The sequence below is a fragment of the Acidobacteriota bacterium genome (genome assembly GCA_009838525.1).
Lineage (GTDB): Bacteria > Acidobacteriota > Vicinamibacteria > Vicinamibacterales > UBA8438 > VXRJ01.
This window is the reverse complement of sequence record VXRJ01000032.1, coordinates 81,612-104,378: the sequence shown is the minus strand read 5'-3', so window position 1 is coordinate 104,378 and position 22,767 is coordinate 81,612. Positions and strand designations below refer to the sequence as shown.

The following is a 22,767-nucleotide window of genomic DNA, read 5'->3' as shown; positions in this document are numbered from 1 at the left end:
GTGATCAACTCCGCGGCGTTGCGGGCGGCTCCGCATCCTCATTGGAGGTAAGCCGCTCTGGCTTGCCGAGGACGAGTGCCTTGTAGTTGTGCCAGCTAGCAGCGATCTTCTCGTTTGCGGCTGCGACTTGCTTGTCGAAGGCGGCCTGTCCAGACTCTCTCCACTCAGTGACCAGCGCGCCCGCCTCATCCATGACCTGCGGATCGGACGCCGTTACGGCGAGTGGTTCGGGGTGTTTCTCGAGGCGATGAGCTTCCACGCTCTGGACGTCAACCTTGTCAGGGTAGTTGCTGTTGTGCGCCACGATGAACGCGTGCTCCGCGGCGTCCACGCATGCCTGCCGGTTTGGCTTGTCTTTCAACATCTCAAGCAGGGTCGTCAAGTTGCGACGCTCGTGGTCTAGTGCTCTGTACCAGTCGGCAACCTCGCGTCGCAGGTCGCTCGTTAACCTGCTCTGGTAGCGCTGCGGCAGCGAGGCGAATGCGTCGAAGAGTTGGCGCTCTTGGGGAGGCGGGGCTTCGGACACGCCGTGACCGTCCGCAGACTCGCCCTGCCCAACGTCTTCGTCGTTCTCAGCTCCGCCATCGGCTTGCGAGTTGTCCGCTTGCCCTTGTATGAAGGTGAATCCCTTGGCGCACCCGAGGGCACAGAGGAACATTCCCAGCAGTGCAAAAAGCAACGCCTGGAATTCCCACGTGAGGGGATTGAACGATACCTCAGGGAGCAGATCCCGAGCAGCCGGAACCGGGGCAGTCGGATTCTGCCTGATCTGCTCGACCACAAGCGCATACGCTTCTCTGTGGCGGCCCGCAACGAGGTTGAATGCGAAGGCGGATGCCATCCAAGATCCCCAGGCGGCCTGGTATAGTCCGTGCCTCGTCTTGCCGAATTGGCGGCGCAGCCACGACAGGAACAGCCCTGCGCTGATCCCGAATCCCCCGACGTTGACGATAGAAACAAGGATTGCCAGAAGGAAGGCTGCCAGCGCTCCACCTGCCAGCGCATCCATGAGTAGTCCAATATTTGCAGCGGCCTCAATGACGACGAAGACAGCAAAGACGGCGATCAGGCCGAGCCAGCGCGCCCAGTGAATTCTCGCGTCGTCGCTCGGGTTCGCGGGTGCCGAAGCGGCCACGTGTGCTGGCTCCGGGTCCATGGGTGAAGAACCGTCAGCCGTGCTCAGTGAGGTCAGACTACCCAGAGGTTGCCTCCACTTCCGGCACAACTCTAATTGCTTCAACTCCGCTTCCGCCCTGCGGACCATCTCGTTGGGACCCTGAGACTGACTAGAGCCACCCGGTCCGAGTGGATCGCTCAGCTTGGCCCGGAGGTTGCCCAAGCTATGGTCAACGTATTCTTGGAGATCCAGCCTCAAGCTGGCGAGCAAGCTGACGTGCGCAGATCTCCACTCTCCATTGGTCTCGGCGCCGGCCCTAGCACCCCGCTGCGCCAACAGCTCCGGATCGAGCGGCCAACGGCCCCTCATCCTCAGCAGTCGGTTGATGAGGTCGCTCGCCTCCCGTTTGCTACTGACGCCGGACGAGTCGCCACCCAGAACTTTGATGTACCGGAGCTGCCGTTCCGTGGCGGGGTGATGGTCCCAGTCTCCTCGTGGGGGAACCGCATCAGGCACGGCAGGTTGATCCTCCGACGGGAAAACTGTGGCCATGTCGTCTTCAAGCACGCTCGTATCCGTGCCCTCGGGGAGATCTTTGTCGGGTGACCGCCCATTCCTCCACAAGACGCTGCGGATGTTGGACGTCGCTCGTTTGGCTGTCTGCATCGTCTGTACGCCTTCCTGTGACCGCATCCTGCTTGTGTTGTCTTGACCGGGCAGTAATCATCTTGAGGCCAAAGCCGCGGTGTCAAGCGAACTGCGGGACCGCGAGAGCCGGCGCGAAAACGCGCCTCTACGGGAATCCGTCGCGGAACGTCCGTCGAGCAGGACGCGGTATCGTCTGACGGTAACGTTGACCTTGACACCTAGCTGGGGAAGGATGGTCGGCAATGACGAGGCGCGACTCGTGGGGGCAACGTACAGCTTCTGTGTGGTGCGCGGTTGGGCTGGCGGCCGCGGCCGAACTGGCATCCACGCAGAATCAAGCAGCGGCGCAGGAGTCAACACGGGAGTATGAAGTCGAACGGGTAGTAGACGGCGATACGATCATCGTCCGTGGCGTGGGGCGAATACGACTCATAGGAGTTGATACTCCGGAGACCGTAGACCCGCGCAGGCCAGTCGAGTTCTTCGGCCGAGAGGCGAGCGCCTTCACGAAACGGACGTTAGAGGGGAAGCGCGTGCGCCTGGAGTACGACTGGGAGCGCACAGACCGGTACGGGCGGACGCTGGCCTACGTCCGTCTGCTCGATGGAACGTTAATCAACGCGGAGATCATCCGTCAGGGCTACGGACACGCTTACACGCGATTCCCGTTCAAGTACCTCGAGGAGTTCCGGCGGTACGAACGCGAGGCGCGAGAAGCGCGTCGCGGTTTGTGGGGAGATCAGGCCGGAGACCTGCAGACGGCTTCAGGACTTCCACTCTCTGTTGCGGTGTGGGATGACAACCGCAACGGCCGCATCTCCTGTGCCGAAGCGCGTGCGCATGGCATCGCGCCAGTCCGACGCGGCCATCCTGCCTACCCGTACATGCGGGATGGTGACGGCGACGGGGTTGTCTGCGAGTAGCCGTACGGTCGCCCCGTCTCCCCTTTGTGGAGTCGCAAGCTGAACCACCGCTTAGAGGCAGGGTTTCGTGGGCGCGCGGGCGGTAGAATGGTCGGCACCCGGACCGAAACCGAGCGAGGGAGGATGGCGTGAAACCACGAACACTTGGACGGCGCGTCCCAGCCGCGGCCAGCCTGCTGGCATTCGTCGTGGCGGTCGGCGCTGCGGCGGAAATGACGGCCACCGGTGCGGCGGCGCAGGAGGCGCATGCGGGCGAGTACCTGCAGGCGGACATCAGCTTCGGAATGCAGGTGTACAGCGCGAACTGCGTCAGTTGCCACGGGCCGGACGGCGACGTCGTGGACGGCGTGAACCTGCGTAGCGGGCAGTTCCGCAACGCGAGTTCCGATCAGGAGCTGATGGGCGTGATCTCGAACGGCATTCCGGACACCGCGATGCTGGCGGGCGACTATACCGCCTCCGAGCTGACCGGTTTGGTCGCCTACCTCCGGACGATGGGCGACTTCGATCCGGCGGGTTCAATGACCGGCGACGCCGCACGCGGCGCAGCGATCTACAACGGCAAGGGAGACTGCGCCAGTTGCCACCGGATCGGCGGCGACGGATCGCGGGTTGCGCCCAACTTGAGCACGATCGCCACGATACGGACGGCCGGATCGCTGGCCGCGTCGCTGGTGAATCCAACCGAGGCGATGCTGCCGATCAACCGCTCCGTGCGCATCGTCACGAACGACGGCACGCGCTACAACGGGCGGCGGCTGAACGAGGATACGTACTCGGTGCAGATCATCGACGAGAACGAGCGGCTGCTGTCGCTCCGGAAGGACGACCTGCGCGAGTACACCATCCTGACTGAATCGGCGATGCCGTCCTATGCCGAGACGCTGACCGATCAGGAGCGTGCCGACGTGCTGGCGTTCCTGCTCACCTTGAGGGGGATCAACTGATGACCGCAACGACCCGCGCGCTGGCCGCAACGGCCGCCTTGCTGATCGTCTCGCTGCCGTTCGCCATCGCCACGCCGGAGGCGCAGGAGGGTGGCGTCACGTTCGAGCGGTTGCTCAACGCGGCGGACGAACCGCACAACTGGCTCACCTACTCGGGGAACTACGAGGCCCAGCGCTACACGACGCTCGATCAGATCACGCCGGCCAACGTGGACCGGCTCGAGCTCCAGTGGGTGTTCCAGGCGCGCTCGCTACAGGTGTTCCAGACGACGCCGCTCGTCGTGGACGGCATGATGTACCTCACCGAGGCGCCGAACACGGTGTACGCGGTCGATGCCGAGCATGGCCGCGTCTTCTGGCGCTACGAGTACACGCCCTCCGCGGAGTCGCGCCCCTGCTGCGGCCGGGTCAACCGGGGCGTGGCGATCCTGGGCGACACGCTGTTCATGGGGACGATCGACGCGCAGCTCATCGCTATCGACAGGATCAGCGGCCAGCCGATCTGGCAGACCGCGGTCGAGCGCCCCGAGGCCGGCTACGCGCTGACGCTCGCGCCGCTCATCGTCAAGGACAAGGTCATCGTCAGCGTGGCGGGGGGCGAGTTCGGCATCCGCGGCTTCATCTCGGCTTACGACGTCGAGACCGGCGAGGAAGTGTGGAAGTTCTACACGATCCCCGGCCCCGGCGAGCCGGGCCATGAGACGTGGGGCGGCGACTCGTGGCGCTACGGCGGCGCGTCGGCCTGGATCACGGGCTCCTACGATCCGGACGTAGACCTCATCTACTGGGGTATCGGTAACCCGGGGCCCGACTGGAACCCGGCGCAGCGGCCCGGCGACAACCTGTACTCCGACTCGGTGGTCGCACTCGACCCGGATACGGGCGAACTGGACTGGTACTTCCAGTTCACGCCGAACGATCCGTACGACTACGACTCCGTCCAGGTGCCGGTGCTCGTCGACTTCCCGGCCCAGGACGGCAGCACGCTCAAGCTGATGCTGTTCGGCAACCGGAACGGCTTCTTCTATGTCCTCAACCGCGAGACGGGGCAGTTCATCAACGGTCAGGCGTTCATCGAGCTCAACTGGGCCGAAGGCCTCGACGACAACGGCCGGCCGATCTTCACGCCGCAGCCCCCCGGCGCGACGACCTACCCGGGCGTTCAGGGCGGGACCAACTGGTACTCGCCGTCCTACAGCCCGTCAACGGGCCTGTTCTATCTGTCGGCGTGGGAGGGTTACGGATCGGTTTTCGAGGCGGAAGAGGCGGAGTACGTCGAGGGTCGCGTCTTTCTTGGCGGCCGGCCGGCCCCGCCAATCCCGGGCGGCGCGCTGCCGAATCTGGCGCGGGGCCACATCAACACCTGGACCGAGGCGACGGGGACCGGCGCGGTCATCGCGATCGATCCGGCGACCGGCGAGCAACGCTGGAAGTACGACATGACCGACGTCACGAGCAGCGGTATCCTGACGACGGCGACCGACGTGCTCTTCACCGGCAACCGTGAGGGCTACTTCCACGCGCTCGACGCGCGGACCGGCGACCTGCTCTGGATGCGGTCGCTCGGCGGGATGATCGCGAACGGCCCGATCAGTTACGCGATTGACGGCCGGCAATACGTCGCCGTGGCATCCGGCAACGGGTTGTTCGTCTACGCGCTGCGCGAGGAGTAGGTCGCGTGTCGACGGTGCGCCACGGCCTAGTCGGCTTGGTGTTCTGCGCTGCCATTGGTGTCGCGCCCGGCCTGGCTGCCGCGCAGCCGGCCGAGCCGGCGCATCATGTCCCTTCCACACCCGAGAATGTCGTCTGGGGCTGGTTCCCGATCGACCGTGAACCGGTCCTGACCATCCGGTCGGGCGAAACGGTCCGGATTGACACCCTCACCCACGCCGGCGCGACGCAGGCGGAGGATCCGGAACGCTACCTCAACCAGTTCGGCGTCTCGCCGGAAGAGATTCTCCAGGACGTGATCGACTTCTGGCTGACCCGCGGCGACCGCCCGCGCGAAGGTCGGAGCGCGCACGTCATCACCGGGCCTATCTACATCGAGGATGCCGAGCCGGGCGACATGCTCGAGGTGCAGATCCTCTCGATCGAGACCCGCGTGCCGTACGGCATCAACAACACGAGCGCGACGAGCGGCGTCTTTTCTCCCGACTATCCCGGATCGTCACCTGGCGACGAACCGATGGACATGGAGCCGGTCCGCCACTTCATCCGGACCGCCGAGGTGGACGGAACCGAGGTGGCGTTGTTCGCCGACAACATCCGAATTCCCCTCGCACCGTTCATGGGGGTGATGGCGGTGGCGCCGGAGGCCCCGACAGTGGGGCAGCCGGGGGTGGACGTCCCCGGCGTTCAGGGCTCGCGCCCGCCCGGTCCGTTCGGCGGCAACCTCGACGTCAAGGATCTGGCCGCCGGGACGACGCTCTACTTGCCGGTCTTCCATCCGGGCGCCCGCTTCTATGTGGGCGATCCGCACTCCGTCCAGGGCGACGGCGAGGTGAGCGGGACCGCCATCGAGCAGTCGCTCACCGGTGACTTCCGTTTCGTTCTGCACAAGGATCGGTCGATCGACGGCCCGCGGGCCGAGAACGCGACGCATCACATCCTGATGGGGATCGACCTCGACCTCGATCGCGCCCTGCGCAAGGCGGTCGCCGCGACCATCGACTTCCTGGTGGAGGAGTACGGCGTCAACCGTGCGCGCGCCTACTCGCTCGCGAGCATTGCCGTCGACTACCGTGTCGCCGAAGCGGTCGACCTGACCCAGGTCGTCACGGCGTTCGTTCCGAAGGCGATCTTTGTCGATCGGTAGCCTAATGCTGAGTCACGTCAGTACGGTCGTGGCCGATTCTTTCGCCACGCCCACGCCGTCTTGATCATCGACTCCAGCGTCGTGTAGCGGGGCGACCACCCGAGGACGGAGCGGGCACGGTCGGCGCTGGCAACCAGCGTCGCCGGATCGCCCGGCCGGCGCGGCGCATCGACGGCTGGGATGGCGTGGCCGGTGATCCTCCGCGCCGCGTCAACCACCTCGCGGTTGGAGAATCCGGCGCCGTTCCCGAGATTGAGGGCGGCGGCATTCGTGTCGAGCGTGCCGAGCCGGGCCAGCGCCAACAGATGCGCTTCGGCGATGTCGGCGACATGCACGTAGTCGCGAATGCAGGTGCCGTCCGGCGTGTCGTAGTCGGTCCCGAAGATCCGGATCTCGTCGCGCAGACCGAGCGCTACCTCGATGAGGATTGCGACCAGATGGGTTTCCGGGACATGAAACTCACCATGCGCAGCGGTGGCGCCGCAGGCGTTGAAGTATCGGAGCGAGCAATGCTGCAGCCCGTAGGCGGAGGCGTACCACGGAAGGGCGTGCTCAAACGCGAGCTTCGAGGCGCCGTAGGCGTTGACCGGCCGAAGCGGCGCGTCCTCCCGGATCGGCACCTCGGAGGGTTCTCCGTACACGGCCGCGGTTGACGAGAAGACGAGGCGTGTGACGCCGGCGCTGCGCATCGCGTCGAGCAGGTTCAGCCCGCCTGTGACGTTCACGTCGTAGAACGCCGCGGGGTCGGTGGCCGACTTGCCCACCAGCGACTCGGCCGCCAGGTGCATGACGGCGTCGGGCCTGACATCCGCCAGCACCTCCGCCAGGTGCGCGCGATCGCGCAGGTCGCCTTCCACGAACTGCGCACCATCCGGTACGGCGGCGCGATGGCCCTGGACGAGGTTGTCGAAGGCGACGACGGCATCGCCGTTTGCCAGCAACCTCTCCGCCACCACGCTTCCGATGTAGCCGGCGGCGCCGGTGACGAAGACGGTCATGACAGGAGTGGGGCAGGAACGGAATCGCTATTATTCCCAAGACCCGGAACCGGAGGCAACATGAGAAGGCGTCCACAACCCTGCCTGCATGTGCTCGGAGCGCTGCTGCTCGCCGGGGGGTGCGGCGGTGCGCCGGCGGCGAATCCGCCCGCCGACGCCGAGGCGGTGACTGCCGTCGTCTACAGCGGCGCTCGGCTGATTCCGGGCGACGGCGCGGCGCCGGTCGACGGTGGCGTGCTGGTGGTGGACACAGGCGTCATCATCGACGCCGGCCCGGCCGATGCGGTTACGGCGCCCGAGGGGGCGCACGTCGTCGATCTCTCCGGCCGAACCGTCATTCCGGCCCTCGTCAACCTGCACGGCCACGTCGGATTTCAGCGCGGTCTGACCTACGACGGCGCTAACTACACCCGCGAGAACATTGAGGATCACCTGCAGCGCTACGCCTACCACGGCGTCGGCGTCATCGTCTCGATGGGGACGGACGCCGGTGATCTCTGGCGCGAAATCCAGAGCGATCAGGCGGCTGGCCGAACCAGCGGGGCGCGGCTCTTCACGGCGGGGCGCGGCCTGGCGGCGCCAATGGCCGGTCCCGGCGCCGCCGCCCTTCGGCCATCGGCGGCCGGTGTGACGAGCGAGGACGAAGGACGAGCCCTGGTGAGGGAACTCGCGGGGCAGGGCGTTTCGTTCATCAAGATCTGGGTGGACGACCGTGGCGGCACGGTCGAGAAGCTGGCGCCGGCCTATTACCGGGCAATCATCGACGAGGCCCATCAGCAGGGTGTCGACGTCATCGCGCACGTCTTCTATCACGATGATGCGGAAGACCTGGTAGCGGCCGGCGTCGATGGTTTCGCGCATCTGGTCCGCGACCGGGAGATGGATGACGCGCTGATAGACGCGATTGTCGAGAACGATGTCTTCGTCATGCCGAACCTCGGGATCTCGGAGCGGGGCCGGCATGCCGCGCCACCGCCCTGGGTAGGCGAACCACTGCTGGCCGAGACGGTGGGCGCCGCCGTCCTGGCCCGGATGGACGATTCGTTCAGCCGCCGGGAGCCCGCTGCCGCGGAGCGCGCCGCGCAGTCCTATGCCCTGATGGAACGCAGCCTCGCCAAGCTGCAGGCAGCGGGCGCGTCACTCGTCCTCGGCTCGGACTCCGGTGTGCAGGATCACGTTTTCGGCTTCTCCGCGCACCGCGAGCTGGAGCTGATGGTTGCGGCCGGTCTGAGTCCGATGGATGCGATCGTCACGGCGACGAGCCGGTCCGCCGACCGCCTCGGCCTGAGCGATACCGGACGGCTGACCTCCGGCGCCCGCGCCGACTTCCTCGTGCTCGACGGCAACCCGTTGGACGACATCACCAGCACGCGCCGTATAGACGCGGTCTACCTGGCCGGTACCGCGGTGGATCGGGAGTCCCTGAGCGCGGCCTGGACGTCGCGTTGAGGCGCGTCGGCGTCCACGGCGGCTGGGCCTGGGCGTGCCGCCACCGCCGTTCCGCCTTCCCGATTCGAGTCAGTTCCGAGGGGCGCTGCGCCCGGCCCGCACCGCCGCCGCGTTCCCCGCCGTCAACCCGCCGCCCGCGCGCCCCGCTCCGAGGATCCGGAAGCCCTGCGCGATCCGCCGCGGCATGTCGGCCGCCGACGCGGTGATGCCGCAGGCGATGTCTCGCGCCACGCAGACGTCCGCCACCGTCTGAATCGCCTCTTCCACCTCCGGGGCGTCGCGCGGCAGACCCAGGGAGTTGGAGAGGTCGCTCGGGCCAACGTAGAACCCCGTGACGCCGGGCACCGCCGCGATCGCGTCCGCATTGCGTACGCCCTCGGCCGATTCCATCATCATCAGCGCCACCAGATCACCCTCCGGGTTGAGTGGCCAGAGGTCGGCGCGCCGCACGTACTCCGCCCCCGACACGCCCCAGAACCAGGTGGCGATGGCCGCTCCCGACCCTCGCTGTCCGGGCGGCTGCGGATACCGCGACCCGCGACGCTGCGGATAGCGCATCGACCGGACGGCGCGCTCCGCCTGCTCCGCGGTGTCGATGGACGGAAAGATAAGGCCCATCAGTCCGATGTCGAGCGCCTGCTTGACGGCCCACGCCGATGTTTCGCGGCCGTACGGCGCGATCCGTGCGAGCGCCGCCACGCGGGGCCGCAGACTATCGGTCTCGGCAATTGCCTGCTTGTCGATCATCCCCAGCAGGAACGTCTGGAGCGCGGTGAAGTCCATCGGTCCGTGTTCCATGTCGACGTAGACGTAGTCGATGTCGGATCGCGCCAGCGATCGGGCGTGCTCCAGCGAGAGGTCGTAGGTGCTGACGCCGAAGACCAGCTCGCCCGCCGCGAGCCGGTGGATCACCGGATTCAGATGCTCGCCGGCCGCCGACGACGTGCCCTGGCCGGAAAGCGGGACGGCGAGCGCCAGACACACCGCCGCAGCGATCCCTGGCGCCATAAGAGCATCGCCTCGCCCGCCTCTCCGAAGCATGCCGCGCAGTCTAGCGCATTCCCCGGCTGCTAGAATCCGTCCTTTCGGAGTGCGGGGCCAAACGAATAAGAGGTTCATCATGACGACACGAACCTGGATGGTAACGGTCGGTGTCGCGCTGGCGGCGGTCGTGGCGCTGGCCGCATCGGGCGGAGTTAACGCCCAGACGCAGGAGGAACAGCGCGAAGCTCCTGCGTTCTCGCCGGTAACGCCGGAGCGGCTGTTGAACTCGGACGCGGAGCCGCACAACTGGCTGATGTACTCGGGCAACTACCTGGCGCAGCGCTACACGCGTCTGGATCAGATTGATCAGCGGAGTGTGGAGGATCTGGAGATCGCGTGGGTCTACCAGTTGGCCGTGCTCGACCGCGCTGAGACCACGCCACTCGTGGTCGACGGAGTGATGTACATCACCGAGTCGCCCAGCACCGTCATCGCGGTCGACGCGGCGACGGGCCGGCCGTACTGGCGCTACGAACATCCGTTACCGGACGATCTGATCTTCTGCTGCGGGCGGAACAACCGCGGCGTCGCCGTGCAGGGCGATCGGGTGATCATGAGCACGCTCGACGCGCACATCGTCGCGCTTGACGCGCGAACTGGCAGCGTGCTGTGGAACACCGAGGTGCACGAGGCTTCGTCCGGCTACAGCAAGACAGCGGCGCCGCTAGTCGTCGGCGACAAGGTGTTCACCGGCGTCGCGGGTGGCGAGTACGGCATCCGGGGCCTCGTTGATGCCTACAGCCTTGAAACCGGCGAGCGCGAATGGCGCTTCTACACCACGCCCAGCCCTGACCACCCGGACAACCGCACATGGTCCGGCGATTCATGGCGAACCGGCGGCGCAGCCACCTGGATGACCGGATCCTATGACCCGGAGTTGAATCTCCTCTATTGGGGAACGGGCAACCCGGGACCCGACTACGACGGCTCCGTGCGGGAGGGCGACAACCTCTATTCCGACTCGGTGGTGGCGCTCGACGCCGATACAGGCGAGCTGAAGTGGTACTTCCAGTTCACCCCCCACGACATCCACGACTGGGACGCGACGCAGATCCCCATCCTGGCCGACGTCGTATGGGAAGGCGAAGAGCGCAAGCTCATGCTCTTCCCGAACCGCAATGCCTTCTTCTACGTGCTTGACCGTGAGACCGGCGAATTCCTGCTCGGCAAGCCGTACGCCCGGCAGACGTGGGCGGAGGGGCTTGACGAGAACGGCCGGCCCATCCTGGTTCCCGGGATGGAGCCGTCACGGGAAGGAACTGTCGTCTCACCGGCGATCACTGGCGGCTCCAACTGGTGGTCACCCACCTACAGTCCGCGTACGGGCCTGATCTACGTGATGGCGTATGACGCTGCGACGCGATACTTCATCCGCCCGGTCGAGTACCAGGAAGGCCAGAGCTACCGGGCCGGGGGAGGAGAGTCCCCCGAGCCGCTGGAGAACTACACGCGGGCCGTTCGCGCCCTGTCGCCGCAGACCGGCGATCTGCAGTGGGAGTTCGAGGTCGATTCACGGACAACGTCCGGCCTGATGTCAACGGCTGGCGACCTGGTCTTCGGCGGCACCGCCGACGGTTTCTTCTTCGCGCTCGATGCTCTGACCGGCGAGCGGCTCTGGTACAAGAACATCGGTGGCCGTGTCCATGCCGGCCCGATGGCCTACGCCGTCAATGGCCGGCAGCATGTCGCCATCGCGGCAGGCAACGCCGTCTTCTCGTTCGCGCTGCCGGAGTAGCTCGCCGCTCCGGCCAGCCGGTTTCCTCCCCCGGGTCCAGGACCACGGGCTGCTAGCAACCAAGGCCCTGGGACACCTGGCAATAGCTGGTGAGCGGGACCGCGCACATCCGGTTCCAGTCCGCCTTGTCGATGACGGACTGGTTCATCAGTTCGATCATTTCGTCGAATCTCCGGAGCGCGGCGCAACCCACCACCTCGGGGTCCGCTGCCTCCCGGTGCTGCGGCCAGGCGTGGTCACGAGCGTGACGCCAGAACCTGCTCTCGTACTTCGAGCCACAGGAATAGTGCCAACCGACGAACAGGCCGTAGCAGAGCATGTTGTTGACCAGGAATCGATTGACCACCGGAGCGTCGCGCTCAAGATTCTCTATCGCACGGTTAAGGCGTATGTGGAGAACCATCCCAATCTGCAACTGCGCCGATACGATCGCCGTTGCCTCGAGGGGTTCCATGAAGGCCGCTGCATTGCCGATCCGGGCTATTGCGCCATCATAAATATGACGATGGACGAAATTCGGAAACGAAATGACGGCGCGTTGCTCAAATTCCGATACGCCATCGGATTCGAGGAAGGCGTCAAAGTCCGATTCAACTTCGTCAAGGCTCGATACATTGCGGTTGAAGATATACCCATAGGACGTGTGTACGGTAAGCGGAATGACGAATATCCAGCCGTGCGGACGCGCAACCGCACGCGTATAGGTGGGTTGCAGAACCGGCATATCCTCTTTTTCCTGGACGATCGCCGGACAGCGGCGGATGACGGCTGTATTCGTGGGGATGAAGGAGATGTCGATGTGCCGGTCCGGGTGAAGTTCCGCCGGGAACCCACGGGCATCGAAGACCAGGTCGTAGCGTTCCGGCGTCAGGCCTTCGAATTCGACCTGAGCGCCACCCTCCACCCTGGTGATACTGAGAACTCTCGCGTCGATATGGCGCGCGCGGGCGCTTTCGTTCAGCAAGTCCGCCATTGAATCGGCAGACAGGTGGTAGGCGTAGGACACCTGTTGCGGCGTGAAGTAGTGTGTGAAGTCCCGGTTGCGCTGCCCCCACCCTTCAAACGCCACACCGTACTTGCGCGTGCCTTGCACGCGTTGCTGAACGGCTTCATGGGGAAGTTTCGTCAGTTCCTGCAATTGCTGAACGAGGCTTGGCCAACTGCCTTCACCCACTCCGATTACCGGAATGCGCGAGTCATATATGTGGTGTAGCTCGTGGTCGGGGTCCGGATGAAGGCGTGTTACGCTTGCCGCCGCCATGCACCCGGCGGTTCCTCGCCCAACAACCGCTATCTTCCGTAAACTCTTGCCACCTGGTTGTATCACCGCACCTGGCTTCCATGGGCGTCGGCCGATGACCCCGTCTTAAGGAACTTCGCGGCGCCGCGTGCACAACAAGTTAGCACAATCCGAAGAAGGCGCTGGCGCGTGTCCGGGCGACGAGAAGGCGTCCGGCATCGAGGGCATGACCGTTCATGCGCAGGGCGATCGCTGGATGCGCACTGGCCCGGAATCGAGCTCCAGTTCCTTGGCGGCAGCCACCCGCGGCTGACTCGAGCCGAGCACCCGAGGCGATCCTTCCGGGCCGTTCGGAACTTGACCCTTCCTCGGCGAGACTGCATATAATTCCGTGACAGTCCCCGTTCATGAAGTTGTCCCGTTTTCGCGGGCAGCCTGAATGGCCGTGTTCAACAATCCATTCAACTCATTTCACGATACTGTCGCCGAAGCGAAGGAAGAGCGTGAACAACTCGACCGGCTGCTGACGATTTCCACGCCGCGGGAGCGTCTGCTTGTCGTCGCCGTTGCGCTGTTCCTGTTCGTCCTCGCGGCGTGGCTCGTCTTCGGCAGCGTGGCCCGGAGTATTGCGGTCGACGGTTTGCTCATCGACACCGCCGGCGACCCGAGCGGGGGGCGCCGGTCCGTGCAGGTGCTCGTCTGGATCGAGGGCACCGTCGTCCCGCGCATCGAGACCGGCATGCCAGCGGAGATCGAGCTGACCACGGCGGACGGAGAAGCCGATACACGGGGCGGGGAGGTCGTGGCGATTGCCGCTGTTCGTTTGTTCGAGGAACTGGCGGAGTTCGAGCCTGCGGCGCCGGTGTCCGTGCACCGCGTCGGTATCGCCCTCGAGGAAGGCATCGACCTGGCTGACCTTGCGGGCAGGGAATGCCGGGTCGTCATCGAACTCGGCAGGCAGTCTCCGGCCGCATTCTTGGGAATGGCGCGGTCCTAGCAGCCCGTGCTCTCGGTGCTACGCAGGGTTTCACCACGGATGCTGTTGGGCATCTTCAGTCGGGCAAGCCGAAAGGCCGCGCCGGAGCCCTCGACGCAAAGGGTAACCACGCCGATTCTGTTGCAGATGCACGCGACAGAATGTGGCGCCGCCTGCCTCGGAAGCGTACTGGGCTACTTCGGGCGCTGGGTGTCGCTCACCGAATTACGCGACAAGTGCGAGGTGAGCCGGGACGGCAGTAGCGCGGCGAGTATTGTGCGCGCCGCCCGGCACTATGGTCTCGAATGCAGCGGACTCAGCGTACGAGCCCATCAACTCCGGAAGCTGCAGTTGCCGCTGATCGTATTCTGGCAATTCAGTCACTTCGTCGTAGTCGAAGGGCTTGATAGCCGGTTCTTCTATCTCAATGATCCGGCCACGGGGCGGCGGAGGCTATCCGCCGCGGAGTTCACCAAGGGCTTCAGCGGAATCGCGCTGCGATTCAAGCGCGGACCCGATTTCAAGCCCGGTGGTGAGCAGGCCGGCCTGCTGGCGCAGTTGAGCGCCCTGCTTGCCGGAGAATGGAGTGTTCTGACCGGCACGATTGCCTGCACATTCATGCTGACGTTGCTGGCACTCGTCGTTCCCGTAACCCTCAGTGTCTTCGTGGATGATGTTCTGGATGGCCAGGGGCCCTGGGGCGGATTGGTGGCTGCCTTGCTCGGCGGCGGCATCCTCGTATACGTCCTGTCCCTGCTCAAGCACCGATTCCTGCAGCGGCTCGCAATTCGAATTTCGGTGATTGGCTACGACCGGGGGTTGTCGCGGCTGCTTCGCCTGCCGGTGGAGTTCTTTGCCCACAGGCTGGTCGGCGACTTGACCGATCGGGTCTCTTCCATCGACAGAATCGCGAAGAATCTGACGGACCAGTTTCTTGTGCTCATTGTCGATATGGCGATGAGCGTCGTGCTACTCGTCGCGATGTTGGCCTACGACGTCACGCTGACGCTGATCGTGCTCCTGCTGGCCGTCGTGCACGGAGTGCTCGCCTACTTCCTCCACTCACCCCGGGCGGTTCGAAGCCAGGCGATGCGGCGCGAACAGGGATTGCTGATTGGCGTCGGCATGCAGATGTTGAGTCATGCGGACAACCTGCGCATGACCGGATCGGACGACCGGTTCTATTCGCGTTGGAGCGGTCAGCAGGCGCGCGAACTGCACGCGCGCCAGCTCTACTCGCAACTCGGCCATGTCAATGCTGCGCTTCCGGGCCTGATCAGCGTACTTCGCAGCGCGTCGATTCTTGCCGTCGGGGCAAGCATGGTCATCGCCGGAGACATGACGCTGGGGGCTCTGGTCGGGTTCTACATCCTGGCGGAGCTGTTTCTGGCGCCTGTCGGACGCTTCCTGGAGTTCGTCGACAAACGCCAGGCGCTCGAAACCGATTTACAGCGACTCGAAGACGTTTCCAGGACCGCTGAAGATCCCGTCTTCAGCCGCCGAAGTTCGGAGTCCGAGTCGATTCCCACCTTCAACGGACGGCTCCAGCTTGCCGGCCAGCTCGAATTGCGAGGCGTCACCTTTGGCTTCAACAAGAGCCGGCCTCCCTTGATCAAGGACTTCAACCTCGTGATCAAGCCGGGGCAGCGGGTTGCGGTGGTCGGTCCCAGCGGTTCCGGCAAGTCGACACTGGCGCATCTGGTTTCCGGCATCTATCGGCCCTGGTCGGGCGATATCCTGCTGGATGAGCATCCGCGCGACGAGATTCCCGACGAAGTGCTGCGGCGGTCCATCTCCATGGTGGATCAGGAGGTCGTGCTCTTTTCCGCGTCCGTACGCGACAACATCACCATGTGGAACCGGGCCGTTCCGGATGAAGTCATCATCGCCGCGGCGCGCGATGCGTGCATCCATGACGACATTCTCCTCAGGCCGCAGGGGTATTCCACTCTCGTGCAGGAAGGCGGATCGAATTTCAGCGGCGGACAGCGTCAACGGCTGGAAATCGCTCGCGCGTTGGTGGGTAATCCGACAGTGCTCGTTCTGGACGAGGCGACAAGCGCTCTCGATGCCGCAACGGAGGAATATGTCGATGACGCCTTGCGGCGTCGCGGCGTCACCTGCCTGATCGTGGCTCACAGGCTGAGCACCGTGCGGGATTGTGACGAGATCATCGTGCTCGACAAGGGTGTGGAAGTGCAGCGGGGCACGCACGACGAGTTGATTGCGGACGAGGATGGTACGTATTTCAAGCTGGTCAAGTCAGGCTGATGCAGGACACCAGTACGCGGTACACGTCGATAGCCGAACTCGCGGCCCGATCCGGCACATCCGTGCCCTGCGCCGGCAACCTCCCCGTGGATCTCGACGATGCGGATAGCGCCTGGTTCATTGATCAGGGCACCGTCGATCTGTTCTTGATCGAATTCAAGGACGGGGTCGAGCAGGCAGCCCCGCAGCATCTGCTGCGCCGCGAGTCCGGCTGGCTGCTGCCGGGCGTCGCACCGGACGAACAAGACAACAACGACAAAGACACCTCGCTCCGGGTGATTGCCAAAGGGTCGCCAGGCACGCTTCTGAAACGCCTGCCGGCATCCCGGCTGTCCAAGGTTGATCCGGCAGAACTGGCGGAACACACCGATACCTGGCTGACCGACATTACTGATGCACTTGCTCGATTCGTAAGTCGTTCTCCGCGACCGACGACGCTGGCCGAACCCGGTATGACCCGCACTCTGGGTCCTGGCACGCTATCCGCGCGGCGCGGTGTCGTCTGGGTATCGGAACCGTCCCTCGGGGCAAGCCTGTTCATGGACATGCTCGACCAGGCGGAACTCGACGAGGCAAGCGGCCCGCGCGCCGCAGTGATACCACTGACGCGGACAAGCTGGCTCACGCTGTTCGACGAGTCGACGGTGTCGGCCAAGTCAACTGAAGCGCTGGCGCGGGAAGGCGCCTTGCTGCCGGCACTTGCCTTCTTTCACGTCGTTGCTTTCGCCCTGGAGCGCCTGAACCGCCGATTGGCCGTGGTCGACGAGGCGAGTCTCGACCGCGAGCGCACGACCAGCCACCGCACGGCCGAGAAGACCGCCCGGCGGCGGCTGTTCAACATCTACGACCTGCCGATCGAACGGGATGCCGATTTGGAGGACACGGCTCTTGCCGATGCCTTGAGAATCGTCGGCCGGCATCAGGGAATCGACTTCCGGATTCCGTCGCGCTCGGTACCTTCCGATGCTCCAGTCGGCCTCGTTGACATTCTCGATGCGTCAGGCGTACGCGCCAGGCGCGTGCGATTCAGGGCCGAGGGCAACTGGTGGCGCGGCGACAGCAACGCACTGCTGGCCTTTCGCGCCGTCGACGGCCGGCCCGTGGCCCTGCTGCCAGGGATGTTCGGGCGCTACCGCGAGGTGGACCCGGCCAGCAAGCGCAGCGTGCGGATGACCGCGGATCGCGCCGGAGCGTTGCAGCAGGATGCGTGGATGTTCTATCCGCCGTTGCCTTCGGAGAACGTGAAGCTGGCGGACCTGCTGCGAATCGCCCTGCATGGATCGGCCGGGGATATCGTGCGGCTGGTAATTGCCGGCATTCCGGGCGGCCTGATCAAACTGCTGCCGGCGCTCGCCCTGGGATTCGTTGCGAACCACATCGTAGCGGGCGGCAGCGCCGGAGTGCTCTACGCAGTGGCCGTGACGTTAGCGGCGTTCGGCTTGCTCGGCGCGTTGCTGCACCTGCTGCAGAACACGGCGATGATGCGGCTCGAGGGGCGCTCGGCGTCACGTGTCGAAGCTGCCTTCTGGGACCGCCTCATGCGCCTTCCGTCAGGGATTCTGCACCGCCATTCAGCCGGCGATCTCGCCATGTCCGGAATGACGTTCCAGAATATGCGCGATGGCCTGCAGGGAGTCGTCGTCGACAGCGCGCTCTCGGTCATTTTTCTACTTCCCGTTTTCGCCGTCATCTTCTTCTACGATGCCGCGCTCGGGGTCATCGCTCTGCTTTTCAGCCTGGCTTCGCTGCTGATTACCGTAGCCATTGGGCTACGCCAGATGTCACCTTCCGGGCGGATGATCAACGCATCACGTCGCGTCGCCGGCCGGCTGTTCCAGATCGTGGAGGGTATCGCCAAGCTGCGCGTCGAAAACGCGGAGGGATCGGCTTTCGCCATCTGGGCACGGGACTATCGTGAGCAGAAGCGCGCAGAGCTCGAACTCGGCGCGCTCGAAGGACATTCGCGGGCACTCGGCGCCGCGCTCCCCTTTCTGGCCGGTGGAGTGCTGTTGTTCGCGGTGGTAACGGTGGGCGACCGGAACGTCCCGGTCGGCGATTTTCTCGTCGTGTACACCGTCTTCATCGCGTTCCAGTACGCCATCGCCCGGCTCGGCGGGTCTTTGGGCACCGTTGCCGCCTTGCTGCCGGCGTTCGATCAGATGCGCCCGATACTTGCTGCAACGCCGGAAATCGAGGTCGAAGGGGCGCCTGTCGAACGTCTGGGCGGCGAGATTCTGTTCGACCATATTTCCTTCCGCTACGATTCCGACGGCCCGTTGATTCTCGACGACGTCACGATTCGGGCCCGTCCCGGCGAGTTCGTCGCGATCGCCGGCGAGTCCGGTGCCGGCAAGAGCACCCTGTTCCGCCTGGCACTTGGAATCGACCGGCCATCCGCCGGTGCGGTGTACTACGACGGCCGTGACTTGAAGCACCTGAACCTGAAGCAGGTGCGCCGAAAGATCGGGGCGGTTCCACAGTCGGTGCGACTCCACCCCCAGGATCTCTGGGACAACATCGTCGCGCACCACGAGGGAACAACTACCGAGGAGGTGTGGCAATCGGCCCGGACGGCTGGCATCGAACGCGAAATCAAGGCCATGCCCATGGGCATGATGACGATGGTTGGCGCCAGCGGATCCGTCGTGTCAGGCGGGGAGAGTCAGCGCGTCACGATTGCCCGCGCTCTCATCGGCACCCCGCGAATCATGCTGCTTGACGAGGCAACCAACTGGCTCGACAACGAGAGCCAGGCCGAGGTCATGCAGAACCTGGCCCTCCTGACCTCCACCCGGATCGTCATCGCCCATCGACTGTCGACGCTGGAACAGGCTGACCGCATCTACGTGATGCAGGCCGGAAAGGTCGTGCAAAGCGGTACTTTCGAGGAACTTATGGAGGTTGACGGGGTGTTCAAGGAGCTGGTCAAGAGGCAAGTAGCCTGAGCCCATGAAGGAACCCGTCAACGCGACAGAACGCCTTCTCGCGAGAGCCGGGAAAGACAGCGGGTTTCGCGCGCGCCTGCTCGCGAATCCCAGGGATGCGATAGAGCAGGAACTTGGCTCGCCGCTCGACGACCGCCATGAAATCCACGTGCACGAAGAAACCGATTTCGCGACGCATCTGGTGCTTCCGCCGCGAAGCAGGTTCAGCGCGGAAGAACGGGAAGCGGCGAGGACCGGTGCAGCCTCACTCGAGTTTCTCAAGAGGACGATGCACGATCCGGCTCCGCCGCTTCGGCCCCCCGCCCCGAAACGGGCGGTTCCCCGGTTGAGTTCCCTTACCCCCGAGGCAGTGGCGAGGGCAGGCCGAGAGAGCATCCGCCGAGGGCTCGCCTTCATCGAATCGAACATCGACGAGCGCGGGGCCTGGCATTGCATCCGGTTCAATATCGCTGACCCGGATATACCACGGCATTTCGAGAGGCCTCCGTTTGTTTCGGCTCTCTGCGTACTTGCCCTGGAAAGTAGCAGTGAAGCGCAAGCCCGGGCCATCTGCACCAGTACCCGGGCGTATCTTGTCGACACGATGGAGCATCCGGGATTCTGGCGCTACTACCGCCATCTTCCCCAGGATCTTGACAGTACGACGCTCTGTTCACTTGTCATCCGGACTCACCCCTGGATTCTGTTGGGAAGGAACGCTGCCCGAATACTGGCGAATCGCGACGAGAGGGGTTGTTTCATGACCTGGGTGCTGGCGGAAGACGAACCCGATGTCGTGGCGAGCTTCCGCATCGAGGCCGATCCCGTAGTCAATGCGAACGTCATCGCCTGCCTTGGCGACCGCCCCGAGACCAGGGATGCCCAACGATGGTTGGAATCCGCCATTACTGAAGACCGGCTCGATGGCTCGTCCAAGTGGTATCCGGACAAGATCGCTATCTACTACGCAACGGCCCGTGCCATGGTCCGCGCGCAGCCCGCTCTTGGTCGACTGCGCCCGGTCCTCGCGGATCGCATCCTTGGCTTGCGAGACCCGGAGGGAGAATTCGGCAACATCCTGCAGACCGCTCAGGCAATGGCGGCCCTCTACCACGTCGGCAGCCTTGAACGCATCGACGCGAAGCGCGAAATCGAGAGGATTCTGGGTTCGCAACACGAGGATGGCAGCTGGCCGGAGCTTCTCGCGTTTGGCGACCAGTCGCTGAAGTGGGGCGCCGTCGGCCAGATAGGGCATGGCTCTGAATCCGTAACCTCTGCGTTTTGTGTCGAAGCTCTCGAGCGTCTCGTCGGGACCCTGGAAGATGCCGGCTGATCCGGCGCGGAAACCTGAGGTGCAATCCCGGAAGGACGCCAATCCCCGGCCCGGGATCCTGACGAGAACGACTCCTGCGGACCAGGGCCTCGTCGAGCTTCCCACGCTTGCGCCGCACCTCCAATTCCGCGACATCGGCGAACAACAGACGCTGCTCGTGGCGGAGTCGTTCAATACCTTGCTGCACGGCAAGCTGTATGGCGAACTGCTGCCGCTGGTCGACGGTCGCCACGCACAGGACGAGATTGTGGCGGCGCTTGCGGGCGCTCATGCCGCCGCGGATGTGCTTGCGGCCCTTGGTTCACTGGCTGCCAGGGGCTACGTCGTCTCTGCCGAGCACGGCATGGACCCACGCCGAGCGGCCTACTGGTCGTCGCTTGGCGCATCGCCGCGCTGGGTCGAACAACGGTTGGCGGAATCCTGTGTTGCGGTTGACGGTGACGAAGGCCCGTTGATCCGGCGTTTGGAAGAATCCGGCGCCAGGGTGGGAACTGTGGCGCCCGAGCTCACTGTATTCGTCTGCGAGGACTATCTCGAATCGCGACTTGCGGAAGTGAATCGACGCCAGCTCGAGGCGAGAGCGCCGTGGACGCTCGTGCGGCCACGCGGCATCGAGGCCCTGTTCGGCCCCATCTTTTGCGCGGATGCGCAAGGACCCTGCTGGGACTGCCTGGCCTACCGCCTGCGCAGCCATCAGGAAGTCCATAATTTCCTCCGCGCGGTTGCCGGAGAGGAGGCTGCGTTCAAGCCGTTCGCAGCGGATCCGATCGTTCTCGAGGCGCTCTACGGGCTGATCGCAGCGGAGGTCGTCAAGTGGCTGGTGCTTGATGAGTCGGCCCCGCTTCACGAACAGGTGGTCGCGATGAACGTCGGCACGTTCGCGACTTCCAGCCATCGGGTAATGCGCCGGCCCCAATGCCCGGCCTGCGGCGACGAAGCGTTACATCGGCCGGATCGACCGCCGGTCCCGCTGTTTCTGAAGGCGAGTCCCAAAGCGCATTTCAACAGCGGTGGCGTGCGCACCGTGGCGCCGGAAGCTACCTTGGCCAAGTACCGCCACCTGGTAAGCCCGATCAGCGGTGTCGTGACCTGGCTTGCACGAACGACCGACGAGACGGATTCCTGGCTTCACGTCTATTGGGCGGGAAGCAATCTCGGCATGCGAAGCCGGAGCTTGAGTTCGCTCAGGCGCAGCCTGCGCAGCAAGAGCGCCGGCAAGGGCAGCACACGCGCTCAATCCGAAGTCAGCGCGCTCTCGGAGGCGGTCGAGCGCTATTCGGGCGCCTTTCATGGCGACGAGATCCGTTTCCGTAAGCCGTTTGCGGAACTGGCCAGCGGAGACGAAGCGATCCATCCCAACGACGCTCAGCTCTTCAGCGACGACCAGCTTGACAACGCGAAGAGCATCAACGCCAGGGGCCACCCGTACAACATTGTCCCGGCGCGTCTCGATCCCGACGCCCAAATCGACTGGACACCGGTGTGGTCGCTGACGCAAGGACGGCATCGCTATCTACCGACGTCAATGCTCTACAGCATGGCGCCGGAGCAGCGTGGCCCCTCCGACCTGATTGCCGACTCCAACGGCTGCGCCGCCGGCAATACGGTGGAAGAGGCCATCCTGCAGGGTTTCTACGAACTCGTCGAGCGCGACGCGTTCGGTATCTGGTGGTACAACCGGCTACGAGTGCCTGCGGTCGATCTTGCCAGCTTCGACGACGAGTACCTTGCTTCCGCGGCGGACTATTACGTCCGCTTCGAGCGGGATCTCTGGATGCTCGACGTCACGTCCGACATCGGCATTCCCACCTTCGTCGCGCTCTCGCGCACACCCAACGCGAAGACCGAGGACATCATCTACGGCGCCGGCGCACACGCCGACCCGCGTACCGCCGCGCTGCGCGCAGTTTGCGAATTGAACCAATGCCTTTCCTGGCTGCCACGTCCCGGAAACAGGGACGGGCGACCCATGATCGACGATCCGATGGCGCTCTGGTGGTGGCGCACCGCTCGACTCGCCGACTGCTCCTGGCTGGCTCCGGCGGCCGACGTACCCCTCGGCGAGGCGTCGCAGTTTCCGGTGATCGAATCGACGGACATGCGTGACGACGTGGAGCATTGCCGCGCGCTTGTCGAGGCCCGGGGCATGGAGTTCCTGGTGTTGGACCAGACACGGCCCGACATCGGCATGCCGGTGGTGCGGGTCGTCGTGCCGGGCATGCGTCATTTCTGGGCGAGATTCGCGCCAGGACGCCTGTACGATGTGCCGGTCAGCCTGGGTTTCCGCGAGCGCCCTCTCGATGAAGCCGATCTGAATCCAGCACCCGTAATCGCGTGAGTCGGC

General features: G+C 64.8%; 15 protein-coding genes. 11 read left to right on the top strand and 4 right to left on the bottom strand.

What is annotated here, in order from left to right; all coding sequences use genetic code 11:
* Nucleotides 1-4: 4 nt before the first annotated feature.
* Nucleotides 5-1,684 carry a hypothetical protein gene (locus F4Y45_13810; protein ID MXY25577.1) on the bottom strand — a complete coding sequence of 560 codons (1,680 nt, stop codon included), beginning with the start codon at nucleotides 1,682-1,684 and terminating at the stop codon, nucleotides 5-7.
* A gap of 323 nt (nucleotides 1,685-2,007) precedes the next feature.
* Here F4Y45_13810 and F4Y45_13805 point away from each other — a divergent pair, with 323 nt between their 5' ends.
* From F4Y45_13805 to F4Y45_13790, 4 genes are all read left to right on the top strand, one after another.
* The gene (locus tag F4Y45_13805; protein MXY25576.1) at nucleotides 2,008-2,688 is read left to right on the top strand and encodes a nuclease; all 681 of its coding nucleotides are present in this window, start codon (nucleotides 2,008-2,010) and stop codon (nucleotides 2,686-2,688) included.
* A gap of 128 nt (nucleotides 2,689-2,816) precedes the next feature.
* On the top strand, nucleotides 2,817-3,635 hold the full coding sequence (locus F4Y45_13800; GenBank protein ID MXY25575.1) for a c-type cytochrome: 819 nt from the start codon (nucleotides 2,817-2,819) through the stop codon (nucleotides 3,633-3,635).
* The gene (locus tag F4Y45_13795; GenBank protein ID MXY25574.1) at nucleotides 3,635-5,308 is read left to right on the top strand and encodes a PQQ-dependent dehydrogenase, methanol/ethanol family; all 1,674 of its coding nucleotides are present in this window, start codon (nucleotides 3,635-3,637) and stop codon (nucleotides 5,306-5,308) included. The genes F4Y45_13800 and F4Y45_13795 overlap by 1 nt, the downstream gene beginning before the upstream one ends.
* A 5-nt stretch (nucleotides 5,309-5,313) precedes the next feature.
* Nucleotides 5,314-6,453 (top strand): amidase, encoded by a 1,140-nt coding sequence (locus tag F4Y45_13790; protein ID MXY25573.1) that lies wholly within the window; start codon nucleotides 5,314-5,316, stop codon nucleotides 6,451-6,453.
* Between the two features lie 17 nt (nucleotides 6,454-6,470).
* On the opposite strand, the gene galE is transcribed toward F4Y45_13790, so the two are convergent.
* Nucleotides 6,471-7,451, bottom strand: coding sequence for a UDP-glucose 4-epimerase GalE (galE, locus tag F4Y45_13785; GenBank protein MXY25572.1), 981 nt, complete (start codon nucleotides 7,449-7,451; stop codon nucleotides 6,471-6,473).
* Here galE and F4Y45_13780 point away from each other — a divergent pair.
* Complete coding sequence (locus F4Y45_13780) at nucleotides 7,341-8,900, top strand: amidohydrolase family protein (protein MXY25571.1); 1,560 nt, start codon at nucleotides 7,341-7,343, stop codon at nucleotides 8,898-8,900. The two genes, galE and F4Y45_13780, sit on opposite strands and share 111 nt — an antisense overlap.
* 69 nt (nucleotides 8,901-8,969) lie before the next feature.
* On the opposite strand, the gene F4Y45_13775 is transcribed toward F4Y45_13780, so the two are convergent.
* Entirely contained in the window at nucleotides 8,970-10,022 is a 1,053-nt protein-coding gene (locus tag F4Y45_13775) for a hypothetical protein (GenBank protein MXY25570.1), read from the bottom strand.
* A 16-nt stretch (nucleotides 10,023-10,038) separates the two neighbouring features.
* On the opposite strand from F4Y45_13775, the gene F4Y45_13770 reads away from it, so the two are divergent.
* Nucleotides 10,039-11,679 carry a PQQ-dependent dehydrogenase, methanol/ethanol family gene (locus F4Y45_13770; GenBank protein MXY25569.1) on the top strand — a complete coding sequence of 547 codons (1,641 nt, stop codon included), beginning with the start codon at nucleotides 10,039-10,041 and terminating at the stop codon, nucleotides 11,677-11,679.
* Between the two features lie 52 nt (nucleotides 11,680-11,731).
* On the opposite strand, the gene F4Y45_13765 is transcribed toward F4Y45_13770, so the two are convergent.
* Nucleotides 11,732-12,940 (bottom strand): tryptophan 7-halogenase, encoded by a 1,209-nt coding sequence (locus tag F4Y45_13765; GenBank protein ID MXY25568.1) that lies wholly within the window; start codon nucleotides 12,938-12,940, stop codon nucleotides 11,732-11,734.
* Nucleotides 12,941-13,358: 418 nt separating this feature from the next.
* On the opposite strand from F4Y45_13765, the gene F4Y45_13760 reads away from it, so the two are divergent.
* The 5 genes from F4Y45_13760 to F4Y45_13740 are packed head-to-tail and all read left to right on the top strand — an operon-like array spanning nucleotide 13,359 to nucleotide 22,761.
* Nucleotides 13,359-13,916, top strand: a complete 558-nt coding sequence (locus tag F4Y45_13760) for a hypothetical protein (GenBank protein ID MXY25567.1) — start codon at nucleotides 13,359-13,361, stop codon at nucleotides 13,914-13,916.
* Between the two features lie 39 nt (nucleotides 13,917-13,955).
* Nucleotides 13,956-16,166 (top strand): ATP-binding cassette domain-containing protein, encoded by a 2,211-nt coding sequence (locus F4Y45_13755; GenBank protein MXY25566.1) that lies wholly within the window; start codon nucleotides 13,956-13,958, stop codon nucleotides 16,164-16,166.
* Complete coding sequence (locus F4Y45_13750; GenBank protein ID MXY25565.1) at nucleotides 16,166-19,111, top strand: ATP-binding cassette domain-containing protein; 2,946 nt, start codon at nucleotides 16,166-16,168, stop codon at nucleotides 19,109-19,111. The genes F4Y45_13755 and F4Y45_13750 overlap by 1 nt, the downstream gene beginning before the upstream one ends.
* A 4-nt stretch (nucleotides 19,112-19,115) precedes the next feature.
* The gene (locus tag F4Y45_13745) at nucleotides 19,116-20,423 is read left to right on the top strand and encodes a hypothetical protein (GenBank protein MXY25564.1); all 1,308 of its coding nucleotides are present in this window, start codon (nucleotides 19,116-19,118) and stop codon (nucleotides 20,421-20,423) included.
* Nucleotides 20,413-22,761 carry a TOMM precursor leader peptide-binding protein gene (locus F4Y45_13740; protein ID MXY25563.1) on the top strand — a complete coding sequence of 783 codons (2,349 nt, stop codon included), beginning with the start codon at nucleotides 20,413-20,415 and terminating at the stop codon, nucleotides 22,759-22,761. The genes F4Y45_13745 and F4Y45_13740 overlap by 11 nt, the downstream gene beginning before the upstream one ends.
* The last annotated feature ends 6 nt before the right edge of the window (nucleotides 22,762-22,767 follow it).